This window comes from Pseudochrobactrum sp. Wa41.01b-1, assembly GCF_019464455.1.
GTDB classification, from domain to species: Bacteria; Pseudomonadota; Alphaproteobacteria; order Rhizobiales; family Rhizobiaceae; genus Pseudochrobactrum; species Pseudochrobactrum saccharolyticum.
On sequence record NZ_CP080493.1, the window covers coordinates 2,766,572 to 2,785,058 of the forward strand.

An 18,487-nucleotide genomic window follows, 5' to 3' on the forward strand; every position below is an offset into this window, starting at 1 on the left:
ACTCGCTTTCAGATGCGATTATTCAGCAAAAGCGGCATCTTCGAGCAGGAAGCCGCGGTCAGGCAGCATATAAACGCCCGACAGGCTTTTGCTCTTGGCAGCAATATTCTGGCCTACACCAAGGAAAATCCACGGTGCATCCTGCCATGCAAGCTTCTGCACTTCCGCATAGGCTTCAGCACGTTTTGCCGGATCTGCAGTTGCAATACCTGCTTCAATCGCAGCATCAACCTTCGGGTTTTTATAATATGCGACGTTGAACATTGCAGGCGGGAAGCTCTGACCGTAAAGCAGCGGGCGAATACCCCAGTCAGCATCACCGGTCGAAGCAGACCAGCCGCCGTAATACAGCTGCACGGTTGCATCTTCAGGCTTATCAACGCCCCAGACTTTCTGCGCGGCAACACCCGCTTCAAGCGGCACGACATTGACCTTTACATTGATCTGCGCCAGCTGCTGCTGGATGAACTGCGCGGCGCGCAGGGAACCGGTATTGGAGGCAGCCCAGACTTCTGTTTCAAAACCGGCTTCGAGGCCTGCTTCTTTCATTAGCTCTTTGGCTTTGTCGAGATTGAAAGTGTAGTCACCGGCTTTCACATGGAATGCCAGAGCCGAAGGAATGATGGAATCTGCCGGTGAGCAGTAACCATTGGAGACAACTTTACAGAAAGCGTCTTTATCAACGGCATAGTTCAGAGCCTGACGCACGCGCAGATCATCAAACGGCTTCTTCAGATTGTTCATGGCGACGTAGGTTTCAACGATCGACGGTGTCGCTTCGACCTGAACATTCGGATTGTTTTCGACTGCTTTCATCAGTTCAGTCGGGAATGTCGGAATGTACTGAGCTTCGCCGGTCTGCAACATCGCAAAACGGGCGCCGGATTCCGGAACGGAGCGGATGGTCACGCCGTCAACTTTCGGCATGCCTTCTTTCCAGTAATTGTCGTTTTTCACGACTTCCAGTGTATCAGCAGCCCAATGTTTGAAAGTGAACGGGCCGGTGCCGACCGGATTACGGTCGATATCTTTGCCGAATTTTTCCAGCGCTGCCGGAGAAATCATCATCGCGCCCGGATGGGCGAGAGAGGCAACCATGGCACCGAAAGGTTCTTTGAGGGTCAGTTTGATGGTTGAATCATCAACGGCCTGTACGTCCTTAACCATGGAAACAAGGCTGCGGCGGGACAGTTTGTTATCCGGATTGGCAAGACGGTCGATGTTAAACTTGGCAGCAGCGGCATTGAAATCTGTGCCGTCGTGGAACTTGATGCCCTTGCGCAGTTTGATTGTAAACTCGGTGGCATTTTCATTGGCTTCATAGCTTTCAGCGAGAAGCGGGATCAGTTTCATATCCTTGTCGAAACCGAACAGACCCTGATAGATCAGACGCAGCGAGGTCTGGGACAGGGTGTCATTGACCACAGCAGGGTCAAGACCGGTCAGGTTGTCCTGAACAGCAACGGTGAGCGATTTCGCCCATACGGTGCCCGGAAGCATGACAGCGGCAGCTAATGCCGATGACAGCAGAATTGATTTCAGTTTCATTAGTCTCTCCTTCCACTTATTATTTAAAATCACCGATCGGGTGGCGGGCTACAAAATGGCCGGGTTCCACCTCAACCAATGGTTTGACAACAGGCATATCGTCGGGCTTGCGCACCGGACTTGGGATTTCGCCCTCAATCAGCGGTCTGTTGCGGTCGCGCCGTGCCGGATCGGCAATCGGCACCGCAGAGAGCAGACGGCGGGTATAGGCATGTTGCGGATTTTCAAAAATCTGACGGCGCGGGCCGATTTCAACAATCTGTCCGAGATACATAACGGCAACACGGTGCGAGACGCGTTCAACCACGGCCATGTCATGGCTGATGAAAATATAGGACAGGCCACGCTTTTCCTGCAATTCCATCATCAGATTGATGACCTGCGCCTGAATGGAAACGTCCAGTGCGGCTACAGCTTCGTCGGTAATCAGAATATCCGGATCACCGGCCAGAGCACGGGCAATACAGATACGCTGGCGCTGGCCGCCGGAGAACTGATGCGGATAGCGGCGCGCATGTTCCGGTTGCATGCCGACATCGCGCAGCAATTGCACAACGCGCTCCTCAATCTCATTGCCCTTGGCAAGACCATGGGTAATCAGCGGCTCGGCAATAGAGAAGCCGACGGTCAGGCGCGGATCGAGCGAGGCAAACGGATCCTGAAACACATACTGAATTTTACGGCGTACAGCGAGTTTCTCAGCGCCGCTCAGCTTGAAAATATCCTTGCCGCGATACTGTACAGAGCCGGAAGTGGCTTCCTGCAGCATCATCAGGGTGCGGCCGGTGGTGGATTTTCCGCAGCCGGATTCACCGACAAGTGCCAGAGTTTCGCCCTGACGCAGATCAAAATTGACCTGTTCAACCGCGTGCACACGACCGGCCAGCTTGGAGAAGAAACCACGGCGGATATCAAAACGGGTGACGAGATCGCGCACTTTCAGCACAGGTTCGTCGGATTTGATTGTATCCTGCGGCGGGGAGACTTCAAATTCAGCAGGCTTGCCGTCTGCATGATCGGTTTTGAGCATAGGGAAACGGCGCGGCAGGTCTTCGCCATTCAGTGCACCAAGACGCGGCACAGCAGCCTGCAAAGCGCGGGTATAAGGATGCTGCGGTGATTTGAAGACGTCTTCGACAGTGCCTTCTTCAACCTTTTCACCGTGACGCATTACGAGAACGCGGTCGGCTACTTCTGCCACCACACCCATATCATGGGTGATGAACAGCACAGCCATGCCCATCTCTTCCTGCAGCAGGCGGATGAGGCGCAAAATCTGAGCCTGAATGGTCACGTCAAGCGCTGTGGTCGGCTCATCCGCGATTAGCAGTTTCGGCTTACAGGACAGTGCCATCGCAATCATCACGCGCTGGCGCATACCACCGGAAAGCTGATGCGGGTGACGGTCGAGCAGGCGTGCTGCATCGGGAATACGGACTTTTTCCAGCATGCGCAGCGCTTCTGCACGCGCTTCTGAAGCAGAACAATTCTGGTGCAGGCGCACAGCTTCGGCAATTTGTTCGCCAACGGTAAAGACCGGATTGAGCGAGGTCATCGGCTCCTGAAAGATCATGGCAATATCATTGCCGCGGATCTTTTCCATCGCTTTCAGGGAATGTTTGGTGAGGTCGGTGGTAACGCCGTCATTGCCGGTAAAGTGGATGCCGCCTTCGGTGATCTTGCCGCCGCCGCTTTCCACCAGACGCATGATTGCCAGCGATGTTACGGATTTACCGGAGCCGGATTCACCAACCACAGCCAGCGTTTCTCCGGCCTTGATCTCGAAAGACAGGTTCTTAACCGCACGGAATGTGCTTTCATCACCTTTGAAATCAACGCTGATATTCTCAACGCGGATAACCGGTGCTGTTTGCGGGTTACTCGGCTTCACTGACATCCGTGGTCCTCGTTTTGGACTGCGGATGCTGTTCATCATCCGCATAAAAATAGGGCATGAGAAAGCGTGTCATCGATACGGCATCGGACACGCTCTGATGATGGGCCGCCAGAACGGCGAGAATAGTTTCAAAAGCGGCAAGTGCAGCAATACCGGAACTGTGCAGAACCGGATGATCCGCCGGAATGAAAATCTGCTCATGGCTGAGGGCGCAAAGCGGAGAATGCGCTCCGTCCGTAACCGCGATGCAATAGGTGCCGCGACCACGGGCGAGCTTCATAAAATCGACTGTGTGTTGTGAATAACGTGGCAATGCCATGGCGATCAGCAGGTCTTCAGGGCCGAGGCCTGCGATTTTAAGCGCGACCCGTTCCATGCCGTTCTCACCGGTCAGCATGATCTGCGCACGGCTGAAAGGCAGCAGCCTGTCGGCAAAAAGCTGGAGCAGATTGCCGCTGACACCAAAACCTAAGAAAGCGATGCGCTGGGCGTTCTGGATACGCATGGCAGCGCTTTCCCAGACCGGATTGTCGGCTTGCTTTGCAACAGTCTGTACCTGTGAAAGAGCATTATTGAAGGCGTCTTTAATCACACGGCGTGGCGGAATGTGACGGGCGCGGTCGATATTTTCAACCGGCTTCAGCAGAGACTGATAACCCTGCACAGCATGGGCGCGAAATTCGGTAAAACCGTTCAGGCCGAGCGCTTTGACAAAACGTGTGATGGTAGCGGTGGAGGTTTCGGTGGCTGTTGCCAGCTCTTCAATGCCCATTGTGGCAACCGGAAAGGGGTTCGTCAGCACAAAATCAGCAATTTTCTGCTGATTGGCTGTCAGGCGTGACCACTGTGCTTCAATAAGCGCCGGTAGATTCACCGATCTTTTCCCCCTCATTATTCTCCCGAAAAAAATCCTATCAAAAAAGATTCAAAATGAAAATCTTTTTCATTGAAGTGTCACAGAAATAAATTTCTACGATGCAGAATGAAATTTGGCCGCTGTTCGGATGGGAACAGCGGCCTGAATCAGGTTCAACAGAGAGGGAGCCGAAGGCTTTGTTATATCAGGCTTTTGACCGCGCCAATATCTGCACCATCCGTGCGAGTTCGGCTTCACTTGAATTGGCAAAGCCAATGCGGAAAGCCTGTGTGGCACGGCTTTTATCCAGCTCAAAATGCGCACCGGGCAAGACGGAGAGGCCGGAGCGGGCAGCATTTTCAGACCATGTTTGTGCACAAAACCCCTGATTGAGTCTGAACCAGATGGCCAGACCACCGGCCGGAAGCGAGAACTGGCCGTCATCGCCGAGCAGGTTTTGCAACTGTCCGGCGAGAAAGTCGCGTCTTGCGTGATAAATCCGGCGGGCTTTGCGGGCATGGCGCTTGATAGTGCCGTCAGCGAGAAGGTCACTCAGGGCAAGTTCCAGCGGCAGATCGCCTTGCCGGTCAATCGCCTCACGGTGCCGGATCATCCGCTTGAGAATATCCGCCGGTGCAACGGCGTAGCCGATACGAATGCCCGGAGCCAGAACCTTGGACAGGGAGCCGAGATAGATAACCGGCAGTTCCTTGCCGGAACGCGCGGTTAGTGGCAGGACAGGGCGGCCGTCATAGCGATATTCATTGTCATAATCATCCTCGATAATGACCAGACCGTAACGCTGTGCAATATCAAACAGGCGCAGCCGTCTTGCGGCGCCGAGCGTGACTGTTGTCGGATATTGATGATGCGGTGTCAGATAAACGGCTTTGAGTTGCGGGTCTTGTCGGGCAAGCGCCTCAAGAGCATCAACATCAATGCCGCCTTCATCTACCGCTATACCGCAGATTTCTGCGCCCGCTGCACGAAATGCTGACCATGCCAAAGGATAACCCGGCTGCTCAACGGCAATTTTTGTGCCGGGTTCAATGATTGCTTTCGCGGCCAGAAACAGCGCCATCTGGCTGCCTCTGGTAATGAGGATATCTTTCTCAGTTGCCACCAGACCGCGCTCGACATTCAGATAGGCTGAAAGATTTTCCCTCAGTGATTTATTGCCTGCCGGATCACTATAGGAACCGCCATGGGTGAAATTGGTGCTTGTCAGTGCACGGCGGAAAGCCTGCGCAAAGGCGGTTGTCGGCAGCAGGCGCGCATCCGGCGCGCCGTCAGAAAATTTGAGTGTAAAAAGCGGCAGATTGCTGTTCACCGGAGAGGGCTGTTTTCCGGCCGGTGTTGTTTTTCCCGAGCCGGAAACGTCCGGCAGGTCATGGGAAACAAAGGTGCCGCGCGATGGTTCAGCTGAAAGCCAACCCTGCATTGTCAGTTCGTGATAGGCTGCATCAACAGTATTGCGGTTGAGTTTGAGTGTTTGCGCCAGCGAACGTGTGCCGGGTAAAGCCGCGCCGGGTTTGAGGCGGCCGCGTTCAATCTCGCCGATAATGGAGCGGGCTAAGGCCAGAAAAATCGGTTCCCGTTCGCGGGCAGAGACTTCGATTGCAAGTGCGGTACTTTTTCTCATCACAGACCTGAATTGATAAAGGCAGGATGCTGCCTGTTCCATATTAGAGCGGAAGAGAGGCTTCAGACGCCGGTCAGCCTTGCAGGCGGCGTGACCAGTCCTCCGTTTTTCGTGTGGCTAGTCGCTTAACGGCATAATCACGCCAGTTCTGCGCAAGATGTTCAAGATCGGCCATCACAGCCAGTTCTGCAAAATTCAGCGTATCGACATATAAAATATGCCATGCTTTGCGGATGGTCCAGTCAGGCGAGGGGCGCTCAATCAGCCGTAATATATCGCCGGCTTCAACAAAGCCCTCTTGTAAAACACGATAATACCAGCCGGTGCGGCCGCTGCGCTGCACACGCAGGGACATGTCGCCGGTATCAAAGCGGAAATTAAGCTTCCAGCAGGGCTGACGCCCCTGACTGACCTGAATAACGGCGTCGCCAGCCTGAAATATATCCCCGATTGCAATATTCTCTTCTGTCAGGCCGGTGGTCGAAATATTTTCGCCGAACGCACCTGCCTGTCGCAGGACATCGCGCTCGCCGATTTCTTGCTTCCAGACCGCATAATGTTCATAGGCGTAATGATGAACGGCTTTTTCCGGCCCGCCGTGATGCTTGCGATCACCTTGTGCATCCTTGGTAAAGCCTTCCGTGCCGAGCCAGTTTTTGCCCTGTGACGGGATTTTGGCAATTGCACTGGGGGCTTCGCGGGGGCCTAGCGGGACGACGGAACCGGTCAGAACTGTATTTATCGAAATCATATCTGCGTTCTCTGGGCATAAGGAGAGAGCCATTTCTGACCAATATTATGACTGATATTGGTCAGAAATGGAGGCCGACCTTGGATTTGAACCAAGCTGAACGGATTTGCAATCCGTTGCGTAACCTCTCCGCCATTCGGCCTGATCTTGGGGCTTAGGATCGTGCAGTTTTCAAAATATCTTGGGAGGATGTTTTGTAAAACCGTCTCCTGAATAATGCTGTTCAGGGTAAAGCGGATGGTCCGGTTTTTATATTCTGAACAGGCCGGTAGCGATGTGTAATGCGTAGAAATACAGAATAGAAAATCAGATTAATCAGTATATCTGTCAGTCAACCGGCCTGTTATTGTCGTATTGTTTCTGCTGTTGCTTTTATTACAGGTCAAGATTGCGCAGCCAGTTCTCAAAACTGACCTGTTTGCTGTTCGGGACAGGAAAATCTGTCGGTTCCGGATGCGGTGCGGATAGGTTTTTGCGCACTTTGCTCGGGCTGACACCGAATTCATTGGTGAATGCGCGGGTGAAATTTGCGGCAACATCAAAACCGGCCGTTTGGGCAATGTCGAGAATTCTGTCCTGATTGGCCGGATCCTGCAATGTTTCATAGGCCGCTTGCAGGCGCTGTTTGCGGATATAATTCAGAACGCCGCCATGGGACTCGAATAGCTGATAAAGCCGCGTGCGGGATATGCCGACCGACCGGCAGATTTTCTCTGCTGTGAGTTGCGGATCGTGAAGATTGTGATGAATGTAGTGATGCACCCGTTCCATGGTTCCGAAGCCGATTTGACCTGGATGGTCATGGTCTGGACGGACACAGGGCTCAACGCCGTTCACAATCATATTCCTGATTGTTTGTACAATGCCGGGTAGATCATCCAGTGTCAGCGAGGGCAGATGTGTTTCAACCTGAGCCAGAAAATTCGCAAGCAGTGTGGCAAGCGTTCCTGACAGGATGGAATTATTGACAGACTTGAACAGACCGGCCTCGCCGGAAAACAGGCTGTAAGGCATATAGAGCAGCACAATTTCAGAACTGGTGCAGCGTCCCCGATAGGGGTGTCCGAGTGTACGGAAAGCCACGCGACCCGAGCCGGTTTTAATGACTTTGCCGTCAACCTCCGTCCATGCCTGCCCGCTGCGTCTTAATCCCAGATACCAGTGATCAATCGGGCTGTAGCGCAATTGTGCAGCAGTGCGGGCGTAACTATAGGCATCGCTCTGTTGCCGGACAAACAGCATTTTCCCGAAATGCCAGACAGTATGACTCGCGAAAAATCCGTCCTCAGGCAGAACATTGTCCGGCAAACGGACATCAATAATCGGCCGCATATAAGCGCGCCATGCCTCGAATTGCTCTTCGGGAGGCAGGTCCTGCGTGGAAAAATGCAGTGACGGTAAAGGTGGTGCGGTTGAAGGAATGATCACCGGCTCAAGAACATCCTGACCGGTGCGGGGAAAGCGGCGGCGCTCAACCTGTGGCCATGTTGCCTCAGCTCTCAGCCGGTCAGGGTTTCCTTCCGGAGTGTCAGACTGCTTATGCATCCGGTTCCTCCCGTCCACTGCATTTCTTGGCAGTGAAAGCCTGTGAAATCTCTCAGCACATCATCCTCAAGCAATATCTTATCATATCAAATAAGAAATGTACGAAATGATAATTTTCAGGATGCAGTGATAACGACAATCCTCTGACGGAGCGGTATATAGTATATAAAAGTAATTTCGTTAAAATTTCGTTTATATTTTGAGTATTTTTAGTAAGTTTACTTAAGTAATTTCATTAAATTTCTTTTTACATCAATGCAGATTTAAAGATAAATTTGATGGAGTTGAAGATGAGTGAACTTAATCAACATATTGGTAATCAGTCTGGCAGAACACCTGTACGTGAGCTTTATGCTGTTCAGTCGGATATATTACATAAGCAGATTATTGTCACAGGCGGAGCCGGTTTTCTCGGTTCGCATCTCTGTGAGCGTCTCCTCCGTTCAGGCCATCGGGTTATCTGCGTTGATAACTTCTCGACCGGCAGCAAGCAGAATATTATGCATCTGCTTGGCTATGACACTTTCAGTGTTATTGACCATGATATTGTTGAGCCGTTCGATCTGGAAGCGGATGAGATTTACAATCTCGCTTGTCCCGCATCGCCGCCGCATTATCAGGCCGACCCTGTTCACACAACGCTGACCAGTGTGCTGGGCGCGTATAATCTGCTGACACTTGCTACCCGCTATAATGCCCGCATTTTTCAGGCGTCAACATCCGAGGTTTACGGTGATCCGCATATTCATCCGCAGGTCGAAACCTATTGGGGCAATGTCAATCCGTTCGGCCCGCGTTCCTGCTATGATGAGGGAAAGCGCTGTGCGGAAACCCTGTTTTTCGACTTCCACAAAGCCTATGATACCGAAATAAAAATCGTCAGGATTTTCAATACTTTCGGCCCGCATATGCGGCCGGATGACGGACGTGTGGTCTCCAATTTTATTGTTCAGGCGCTGAAGGGCGAGGACATTACGATTTACGGTGACGGCACGCAGACCCGTTCCTTCTGCTATGTGGATGACCTGATCGAAGGTTTTGTCCGTCTGATGGGGGCCGATGCATCGGTGACAGGACCGGTTAATCTGGGCAATCCCGGTGAGTTTATGATCGGTGAACTGGCGAAGATCGTGATTGATCTGACAGGTTCACGCTCGCGTATTGTTCATCATCCGCTGCCTGTCGATGACCCGCGTCAGCGCCGTCCTGATATCTCGCTTGCAATGCGCGAACTGGGCTGGCAGCCGCAGGTGCAGCTGACCGAAGGTCTGGAAAAGACGATCACCTATTTTGACAGCCGTCTGAGCCTCTCCGGCAACAGATTACGGGAGATGGCCAGATGACAGCAAAGCGCATTCTGATTACGGGCGGTGCCGGTTATATCGGGAGCCATACAGCCAAGCTTCTGAAATTCCGGGGTATTGAGCCGGTTGTTTATGACAATTTGTCCACGGGGCACCGGTCTTCCGTGCGCTATGGTCCTCTTGTGCAGGCCGATATTCTGGACACGATGCTGCTGACGGAAACGATCCTGCGCTATATGCCGGTTGCCGTTATTCATTTTGCCGCGTCCGCCTATGTCGGGGAATCCGTCACAGACCCTGCAAAATATTACCGTAATAATGTCTGCGGAACGTTGTCTTTACTGGATGCCTGTCGCGAGACAGGGCTGGAAAAGGTGATCTTTTCTTCGAGCTGCGCCACTTATGGCGTGCCGGCAAATCTGCCGGTTGCGGAAACTGCCGCCCAGATCCCCGTCAGCCCTTATGGTCAGACCAAGCTGATTGCTGAACATATGCTGGCCGATTATGCCTCGGCTTTCGGGCTGCGCTATGTGGCTTTGCGCTATTTCAATGCCTGCGGCGCTGATCCGGAAGGTGAACTGGGAGAGTGGCACGATCCGGAAACTCATCTCATCCCCCGCGCGCTGCTGGCAGCAGCCGGAAAAATCGCACAGCTGGAGATTTTCGGAGATGATTATGACACTGAAGACGGCACCTGTGTGCGGGACTATATTCATGTCACCGATCTCGCCCGCGCCCATGTTCTGGCTTACGATTATCTTGCCGGTGGCGGTGACGATCTCGCTGTCAATCTCGGGACAGGACGCGGCTCTTCTATTCGCGAAATTATCAATACGATCGACAAGGTAACGGGCCGTCCGGTTCCTGTAATCATCCGTCCGCGCCGCGCAGGTGACCCGCCGGCTCTTTATGCCGATCCCGCTCTTGCGCGCCATATGCTTGGTTTTGAACCGCAATATTCGGATCTGGAAACAATCGTCCGGACTGCGGCTCCTTTCTTCGGACTGGAGGCGAGATCATGACACTTCCTGCCATCAACAGACAGAAGTCTTTCACGCTGAATGGCGAACCGCTGCTGGTATCCGTATTTCAGGGCTACAGGCGGGCAGAATATATTGCCGGTGTTGCCATATGGCTGGCGGCTTTTATCTATTTCTGGGTCTGGTGGTTGCAGCCTGAACATCATGTGAGTGTATTCGGCAGTATTGTTGCAACGCTGGTGCTGGCTTGGCTCACATTGCTGCCAGCCTATTTTCTGGGCATGTTTTACTTTGCGGTTAAGCCCGTCGGTGCTTTGCGCATACCGCAGAACAGCCGGATTGCCATGGTTGTGACTAAAGCACCGTCAGAACCATTCTCCATTGTCGCTGAAACTTTGCAAGCGATGCTTGCGCAGACACAGCCGCATGATACCTGGCTTGCCGATGAAGACCCGTCACCGGAAACACTGGCATGGTGCCGCGCGCACGGGGTTTTTGTATCGACACGTAAAGGCCGCGCCGACTATCACCGGCAGACATGGCCGCGTCGTACGCGCTGCAAAGAAGGCAATCTTGCGTTTTTCTACGATCATTACGGCTATGAGCGCTATGATTTTGTTGCGCAGCTTGATGCCGATCATGTGCCTGAGCCGGATTATCTCTGGCAGATGTTGCGGCCTTTCGCTGATCCGGCTGTCGGTTATGTTTCCGCACCCAGTATCTGCGACCGCAATGCTGCGGAAAGCTGGTCGGCACGCGGCAGGCTCTATGCAGAGGCCAATGTTCACGGCTCCTTGCAGGCAGGCTATAGCGGTGGTTTTGCGCCGATGTGCATCGGCTCCCATTATGCAGTGCGCACAGTAGCGCTCAAGGAAATCGGTGGTCTCGGGCCGGAGCTGGCTGAGGATCATTCCACAACGCTGATGATGAACGCCTATGGTTGGCGCGGTGTCCATGCGATTGATGCGATTGCGCATGGCGATGGTCCCCGTACTTTTGGCGATCTGATTACGCAGGAATTTCAGTGGGCACGCAGTATTGTAATGATCCTGCTGCAATATTCGCCGGATCTGATCCCGCGTCTGTCGCCGCGCCTGCGTTTCCAGTTTTTGTTTTCGCAACTCTGGTATCCGCTGTTTTCTCTGCTCACAGCAACACTTTTTGCCATGCCGGTAATTGCACTTATTCGCGGCGAGAATTTCGTGGCTGTCACTTATCCTGACTTTCTCACGCATTTTGTGCCGTTGTCGCTGATCCTGCTGGTCTTCGCCTATCGCTGGCGGGCAACCGGAACCTTCCGGCCTGAAAACGGTAAAATTCTGAGCTGGGAGAGCGCTCTCTTTCTGCTCGCCCGCTGGCCTTGGGCACTGGCAGGCTCGGTTGCGGCATTACGCGACTGGATGACCGGATCTTTTGTGGATTTCCGCGTGACACCGAAGGGAACATCCGAGGTTGATCCGCTGCCTTTCAGGGTTCTGGTTCCCTATGCCTTTGTTGCGCTCGGTTCCGTATTGGCGGTGTTTCTTGTGCCGGATGCCGGTGAAAGCCGTGGCTTCTACCTGTTCGCCATTCTCAACAGCGTGACTTATGCCGTGCTGCTGATCGTGGTGCTGGTGCGGCACAGCGTGGAAAACAAAGTACGCATGACCACGCGCTATTACCGTCCGGCAGTGTTGGCGACCATTCTGTCTCTCATCCTTCTGCCCGGAATTGCGACCTTTGAACGGGGACGTGAAAGCCTCGAAGTGCTTGCCTGGGGCGCAAAACATGTCCGGCTTTTTGATGAACGCTATTCGGCAGCCGGTGCCGGTGTCGGCGGACAATCGCTGCGCATAACAACATTCAGACCGCATTGGCGCTCCGGCGCATCAACAAACATATCGGAAGATTAGAGCGTATCCCGAAAAGCGGGAACCGGTTTTCGGATAAGATACGCGCAAAAACAAAGAGATAGAGCATTTTATCGGATTTAGTCAAAACTGAAATGCTCTAGGAAATTATAACAGGGAGGCGCCCCAGGGCGTTGCAGATCATGAAAATCACGATGATAGGAACCGGATATGTCGGCCTCGTCAGCGGCACCTGTTTTGCACATTGGGGCAATGACGTTATCTGTGTCGACAAGAATGCTGCAAAAATAGCCGGACTTAATCAGGGCATCCTGCCGATCTATGAACCGGAGCTGGACGGGCTGGTCAGCAAATATCATCAGGCGGGACGTTTGTCTTTCACCTGCGATCTGGCCGCAGCAGTCAAAGATGCGGATATTGTGTTTATCGCTGTCGGCACACCGGCGCGCGCCGGACACGGTGATGCGGACCTGTCATTCGTCTATATGGCTGCCAAGGAAATCGCCCCGCATCTGGCGGAAGGTGCGGTGATTGCGGTTAAGTCCACTGTGCCGGTCGGCACCGGTGATGCAGTTGATAAGATTATCGGCTCGGTGCGCCGCCGCGGCAGCTATTCTGTTGCCTCCAATCCTGAATTTCTGCGCGAAGGCGCAGCCATTCCAGACTTTTTGAAGCCGGATCGCGTGGTGATCGGTGTTGAGGATATGCATGCACAGGCCGTGCTGATGCAGCTTTATCGCGATGTCTTTGCACCGCATGATGTACCGGTTGTTGTTACCAGACGACGCACATCCGAGCTGATTAAATATGCCGCCAATGCATTTCTGGCGACCAAGATTACTTTCATGAATGAACTGGCCGACCTGTGCGAACTGGCAGGCAGTGACATCAGCGATCTGGCGCTGGGCATTGGTCTTGACCGGCGCATCGGCTCCAGCTTCCTGAATGCAGGCCCCGGTTATGGCGGTTCCTGCTTCCCGAAAGATACGCTGGCTCTGTTGCGCACCGCGCAGGATTACGGCGTTGCCCTGCGGGTGGTCGAGGAAACCGTGACAGCGAATGAAGCACGCAAGCGTAAAATGGCGCTGAAGGTACTTGATGCTGTCGGCGGTGATGTGGACGGGCTGACCATTGCGGTTCTTGGCCTGACATTCAAGCCGGATACGGATGATATGCGTGAGGCACCATCTGTTCCCCTGATCGAGACTTTGCAGCGTTTCGGGGCAACGATACGCGCTTTTGATCCGGTGGGAATGCCGAATGCCGCGCAGATGCTGGATGATGTGGCTTTGATTGATGATCCTTATGAATGTGCACGCAATGCGGATGCCGTTGTCATCGTGACAGAATGGGATTGTATCCGCAGGCTGGATCTGACCCGCTTGAGAAAACTCATGAATGCACCCGTTCTTGTTGATCTGCGTAATGCTGTTTCTCAGGAGAGTGCAGAGGCAGCGGGCTTCCGTATTACGATGATTGGTAAACCTGCCCGAAATCACAAGGAAGCACATTCTGCCGGCAAGGCAGCAAAGGAAACACAGCCTGTCCTTCAGGGGCGGGGCGCAAGAGGCAGGCTTCACACCGGCAATGATGAAAAAGCCGGAACAGCAGGGAGAAGCAGGCTATGAGCAGAGATAACAACAAGACAAAAAATCAGAAGCATGGTGCAGGCTTACACCGGTTTGGTGTTGTGCTCGCCGTACTGACAATGTTGGGTGTGCCCGTAATACAGGCCGGTGCCGCAGAGCCGGTCAAAGTACCCGCAAAGGCAAGAGCAATGTCCGCTGCAGAGCTCTATGTGCTTTACCGGGATAAAACCTGGCAATGGCCGGACGGCGCAGGCCGTATGCAGGATAAGGACCGTACCTTTATCGGCTGGTCGGGTTCAGGGGATGATACCCGCTGGGCTGAAGGGCGCTGGGTACTCAGTGATACTGGGCTGATGTGCCTGAAAGCCGACTGGTATGGCATTCAGGCAAAGCAGGGCAAAGAAGCCGGTAAAACCTGCTTCCGTCACCGCATTTATGAAGACACGATTTATCAGAAGAAAGAACCTTCCGGCAGCTGGTATGTTTTTAAACATGCCAAAGCCACAGACAGTGATGAGTTCAAAAAACTTGTTGCTGAGGACACTGTGAGCGCACAGCTGGCAAAGCTGCAGCCGCTCACACAACAGGCAGATGCCAAACAGCAACCGTTCTCTGCACAGGCTCCGAACGGTGCAAATTAAGGCAGGAGAAAGGCAATGGGTAAGATATCCAAAATCGTTGCATTGTCATTCGTCGGGGTCATGTTATCCGGTACTGCTTACGCCGCAAGCAGCACTCCGCTCGGTATCCCTAACGAGATGTCAGCAACCAAAGACCAGCCATCCACGAAACGTCCGGTGATTACGCAGGCATCGGTCGGTTTCGGTGCGTATGATCCGCACGGAGACTTCGGGGATGACAAGAATTCAAAAATCGAACATCTGTTTCTGCCATGGGAAGATGTCGAGCTGGGATCATTGACACTTGCTGATGATTACGCGCTCAAACGCGGCCGTACACTGCTGATTTCGGTCGAGCCATGGTCGTGGTCGCCGGACTGGCGTATTTCCTCACCGCAACTTTTGCAGAGTATTCTGAACGGGGAGCGGGATGTGTATATGGCCAAGGTCTGCACGGAAGCCGCAAAACTGAAAAGTCCGGTTATCATCCGTTGGGCGCAGGAAATGGATGAAACAGACAACCAGTTTACCTGGGCGCATTGGCAGCCTGACGAATATGTAAAGGCGTATCAGCGTATGGTGCGTGTGTGCAGGGAGAGCCTGCCAAATGCCAAATATATGTGGTCACCAAAGGGCAATGAGGGGCTTCAGGCCTTTTATCCCGGCGATGACTATGTTGATATTATTGGTCTTTCCGTCTTCGGTTACCAAAAATACGACCGTGCAACCAAGGGCGGGGATCAGACTTTCTCTGAACGTCTGGCACCGGGTTATGACCGTGTAAAAGGCTTTGGCAAGCCGATCTGGGTTGCCGAACTGGGCTATGACGGTGATGCCTCATATGTCCGCAACTGGGCGGAAAATGTTGCCAAAACTCATCCGGAATTTCCTGAACTGAAAACCGTGGTTTATTTCAATGACCGTGAAGTTTATCCATGGCCGGACGGTTTCGGAAAGCCTGAATGGCGCGTTGTGAATGCACCAACCAACTGAACCACGCTGTCTGAGCGTGAGGGAGGCGATTATGTCAGTGTTTCGTACAATGACACTTATAATAGCGGTAGCCGGCGGATTGGGTTTGAGCGTTTCCGCTGGTCTTACAGCTCAGGCAGCGGCGGCGTCAGGAGCAGACACGGCTAAGCCGCTCAGCAGTTCTGAAATCTACCGGATTTACAGCCATAATTCATGGATGTGGAAAGACGGTGCCGGTTATTTTGCCGTATCAAAACGGCAATTCAAGGCATGGTCCGGCAGGGGCAGCAATGCTTCTGCCGGTCAGGGGATCTGGTTTATCACCGATCCCGGAAAGTTATGTTTCCGTGCGACATGGTATGAAAAAGGTACCAGTTTTCCGGCAACAACCTGCTTCAGCCACCGCGAAAAGAACGGCGTGATTTATCAGCGAAAAGAGCCGAATGGTGACTGGTATATTTTCAAACACGCACCGGCAAGAAAAGGTGATGAAATCACTAAATTCCGCCGGGGCGATTATGTGAGCAGACAACTGGACCGCATGATGCCGGCAATGGCATCCAACTGACTATGAGGCTGGCGGCAGATATCTTGTTTGCCGTCAGCTTCTGTTAAAGCAGCGTGTTTTGCTGCCGAAACCACTTGGTGTGCAGATATAAGGCGCACGTCCCAGATAATTTGCGGAAGCCACTCTGACTGATTTTGAAGATGTCACTGTTTTGGTAGCAGCAACACGCGGTGCTCGTTGCGTACGCGGGGCTTTCATATCATCTGCTTTGGCGATGGCAGTGGTTTTTGCAGGCAGGCCATAACCGACTTTGGTGACAGACATTGCCTGTGTCTCAGCGACATTATAACCAGTGCTGCATCCGGCAAGGGCCAGACTGCCAGCCAGAACGGCTGTAAGAGCGAGTGTTGTGGATTTGAAAGGCATGCGATTACGGTGACCCGCGAGGATCTTTGCGGAGAAGAGTTGCATTCGTGTGAACCTTTGTTCCGATGCCGTGACACAGGAACTTATAAACTGAATAAATTAATACGAAGTGATTAAGATCGGGGACAATTAGTAATTGAAGCATTGCCTAATTGAGTTAGATCTAAAGTTGTAAGGGCTTCATATAGTATCAGTCGCGGGAACCCAACCCCTTTTCGCGGGAATGCTGCCGGACAACGAGACAGGCTTGTAACTCATGATACCGTTTTTTGTACTTGCCCGGCGTGCTGCATAAAATTTACTGCAATTCAATAACTTGCCTGCCTGCAACCGTTTTCCCTGCAATCGGCGACCTCAGGGCGTTTGCGACAGATTTTTGTACGGATGGTTTAATTTGCGTCGAAATGGCGCATGCAGGGCAGGAGATTCTCTCTGCGAGATTTATCCGGTCTCATTATTGAGCTGTGCAGAAGCGGAAGCTGCGGAGGAATTCCGCTATAAAAGATTTTTCAGTTTGGGTTGCACAGAGCAAAATTGTCAATTCTCCTGCGTAAATCAGGCGTGACTAAAAAAATATTCTCTGGCAAAATTTATCAATAAAATTATGATGTTAAATAAAATGCAATTTCGACTTGCTTTGCATTTTAAGGACTGTTGTTTATAGTCGTTGATTATAATGCTAAAAATTATTTCTTTATAATAAAGCCCTTGACATATTTCTGCTTTATCGGAATTATCCATTTTAGCGGACATTTTTCCACCAGATCCGATATTTCTGCCGAAGGGAAGCGGCGAAGTATTTTCAATCGATCCTGTGGGTGAGCCTGATCTGCGCCTGATAATAAAAAACAAATATCTTCAGGGGAACATAATGAGGAAGACTCTTCTGGTTAACCGCCGGTCAGCATTGAAGCTGGTTGCGGCAGGGACAGCTGTGCTGTCGTCACCATATATCATCAGACCGCGTCCGGCATGGGCTGAAAACGGCGTTCTGAATGTTACAACCTATGACAAATTTTTGCCGCAGGACTTTCTGGACAAGTTCCAGAAGGATACCGGTATTGAAGTGCGCGTTCGTCTGACAGACGATCAGGGCAAGCAATATAACCTGCTGACTGCGGAAGGCGCCAATCCGTCAACCGACATCGTGACGGTTGCTGGGCACCGCTATAGCCAGTTCATCCAGTCCAAGCTGATTTCTGCAATTGATACAGACAAAATCAGCAACTGGAAAAACCTTAATTCTGTCTATCAGGATGCCAAATGGGCACGCGTTGAGGACAAGCTCTGGGGGCTGCCAATTCTGGCCGGCTATGAGGGGCTTGCACGCAATACCGATTACGTTAAGGAAGCGGACAGTCTGGAGATCATGTTTGATCCGGAATATAAGGGGCAGACCTCTTATATCGTCAGCGACTTCCTGACACTGGCCATGCAATATCTTGGCTATGACGGTGACTTTGTCAGCTATACGGATAATCGTGAGCTTGCACAAAAGGCCACTAATGATGCCCGCGACCTCCTGATTAAACACAAGGATATGGTGCGTAAATATTACGATGCCGGTTCCGAAGTGCAGCAGATGTTTATCAATGAAGATATTTATCTGGCGCATTCCTGGTCAGGTCCGGTTGCCAAGCTGATTATGGAAGGCCATCCGATCCAGCTTTCTGCACCGAAAGAAGGCACATTCGGCTTCGTTTACACGCTGAACATCGTCAATAATGCACCTAATCAGGAAAATGCCTATAAGCTGCTCAATGCAGTTCTGGCAGATCCGGCAGTCGGTGCATCGATGACCCGTCAGTCCGGCTACAGCTCCACCATCAATGGTGTTGCTGATTTGCTGAATGACCGTGAGAAGATGGCAGCAACCTTGCCGCAGAACCAGCTTGAACGGGTTATTTTCTTCAGCTCCGTCAACCGCGATATGAAAAACGAGCTGGTTGACCGTGCGACTGCCGAGGTCAAAGCCGCCTGACGGCTGTGCGTTCTGAAT

General features: G+C 52.5%; 15 protein-coding genes and 1 tRNA gene. 8 read left to right on the forward strand and 8 right to left on the reverse strand.

Features of this window, described 5'->3' with window-relative positions:
* Positions 1-18: 18 nt before the first annotated feature.
* The 7 genes from K1X45_RS12775 to K1X45_RS12805 all read right to left on the reverse strand — a co-directional run bounded on the left by K1X45_RS12775 (position 19) and on the right by K1X45_RS12805 (position 8,239).
* Positions 19-1,548, reverse strand: coding sequence for a glutathione ABC transporter substrate-binding protein (locus tag K1X45_RS12775; RefSeq protein WP_220159045.1), 1,530 nt, complete (start codon positions 1,546-1,548; stop codon positions 19-21).
* 19 nt (positions 1,549-1,567) lie between these two features.
* Complete coding sequence (locus K1X45_RS12780) at positions 1,568-3,445, reverse strand: dipeptide ABC transporter ATP-binding protein (protein WP_220159046.1); 1,878 nt, start codon at positions 3,443-3,445, stop codon at positions 1,568-1,570.
* Positions 3,426-4,319 carry a MurR/RpiR family transcriptional regulator gene (locus K1X45_RS12785; protein WP_220159047.1) on the reverse strand — a complete coding sequence of 298 codons (894 nt, stop codon included), beginning with the start codon at positions 4,317-4,319 and terminating at the stop codon, positions 3,426-3,428. The genes K1X45_RS12780 and K1X45_RS12785 overlap by 20 nt, the downstream gene beginning before the upstream one ends.
* Positions 4,320-4,506: 187 nt before the next feature.
* On the reverse strand, positions 4,507-5,943 hold the full coding sequence (locus tag K1X45_RS12790; protein ID WP_220159048.1) for a PLP-dependent aminotransferase family protein: 1,437 nt from the start codon (positions 5,941-5,943) through the stop codon (positions 4,507-4,509).
* A 73-nt stretch (positions 5,944-6,016) separates the two neighbouring features.
* The gene (locus tag K1X45_RS12795; RefSeq protein ID WP_220159049.1) at positions 6,017-6,694 is read right to left on the reverse strand and encodes an MOSC domain-containing protein; all 678 of its coding nucleotides are present in this window, start codon (positions 6,692-6,694) and stop codon (positions 6,017-6,019) included.
* Between the two features lie 68 nt (positions 6,695-6,762).
* A tRNA-Cys gene (locus tag K1X45_RS12800) sits at positions 6,763-6,836 on the reverse strand.
* A gap of 233 nt (positions 6,837-7,069) precedes the next feature.
* Positions 7,070-8,239: an AraC family transcriptional regulator gene (locus tag K1X45_RS12805; protein WP_151158553.1), complete on the reverse strand. Its 1,170-nt coding sequence runs from the start codon at positions 8,237-8,239 to the stop codon at positions 7,070-7,072.
* A 368-nt stretch (positions 8,240-8,607) separates the two neighbouring features.
* Between K1X45_RS12805 and K1X45_RS12810 the strand changes: the two genes are divergently transcribed.
* The 7 genes from K1X45_RS12810 (at position 8,608) to K1X45_RS12840 (ending at position 16,122) form a co-directional block, all read left to right on the forward strand.
* Positions 8,608-9,582: a UDP-glucuronic acid decarboxylase family protein gene (locus K1X45_RS12810; RefSeq protein WP_370627122.1), complete on the forward strand. Its 975-nt coding sequence runs from the start codon at positions 8,608-8,610 to the stop codon at positions 9,580-9,582.
* Complete coding sequence (galE, locus tag K1X45_RS12815) at positions 9,579-10,565, forward strand: UDP-glucose 4-epimerase GalE (RefSeq protein WP_220159051.1); 987 nt, start codon at positions 9,579-9,581, stop codon at positions 10,563-10,565. Before K1X45_RS12810 ends, galE begins: the two co-directional genes overlap by 4 nt.
* Positions 10,562-12,415 (forward strand): glycosyltransferase family 2 protein, encoded by a 1,854-nt coding sequence (locus K1X45_RS12820; protein WP_220159052.1) that lies wholly within the window; start codon positions 10,562-10,564, stop codon positions 12,413-12,415. Before galE ends, K1X45_RS12820 begins: the two co-directional genes overlap by 4 nt.
* A gap of 140 nt (positions 12,416-12,555) precedes the next feature.
* Positions 12,556-14,001 (forward strand): UDP-glucose/GDP-mannose dehydrogenase family protein, encoded by a 1,446-nt coding sequence (locus tag K1X45_RS12825; RefSeq protein ID WP_220159053.1) that lies wholly within the window; start codon positions 12,556-12,558, stop codon positions 13,999-14,001.
* Entirely contained in the window at positions 13,998-14,603 is a 606-nt protein-coding gene (locus K1X45_RS12830) for a DUF995 domain-containing protein (protein WP_255560411.1), read from the forward strand. The genes K1X45_RS12825 and K1X45_RS12830 overlap by 4 nt, the downstream gene beginning before the upstream one ends.
* Positions 14,604-14,618: 15 nt before the next feature.
* Positions 14,619-15,575, forward strand: a complete 957-nt coding sequence (locus tag K1X45_RS12835; RefSeq protein WP_116086643.1) for a glycoside hydrolase family 26 protein — start codon at positions 14,619-14,621, stop codon at positions 15,573-15,575.
* A 31-nt stretch (positions 15,576-15,606) separates the two neighbouring features.
* Entirely contained in the window at positions 15,607-16,122 is a 516-nt protein-coding gene (locus K1X45_RS12840; RefSeq protein WP_220159054.1) for a DUF995 domain-containing protein, read from the forward strand.
* A 33-nt stretch (positions 16,123-16,155) separates the two neighbouring features.
* Here the strand turns inward: K1X45_RS12840 and K1X45_RS12845 are convergent, their stop codons facing one another.
* Complete coding sequence (locus K1X45_RS12845) at positions 16,156-16,533, reverse strand: hypothetical protein (protein ID WP_238481560.1); 378 nt, start codon at positions 16,531-16,533, stop codon at positions 16,156-16,158.
* Positions 16,534-17,359: 826 nt separating this feature from the next.
* Here K1X45_RS12845 and K1X45_RS12850 point away from each other — a divergent pair.
* The gene (locus K1X45_RS12850; RefSeq protein WP_022709484.1) at positions 17,360-18,469 is read left to right on the forward strand and encodes an extracellular solute-binding protein; all 1,110 of its coding nucleotides are present in this window, start codon (positions 17,360-17,362) and stop codon (positions 18,467-18,469) included.
* Positions 18,470-18,487 lie beyond the last annotated feature (18 nt).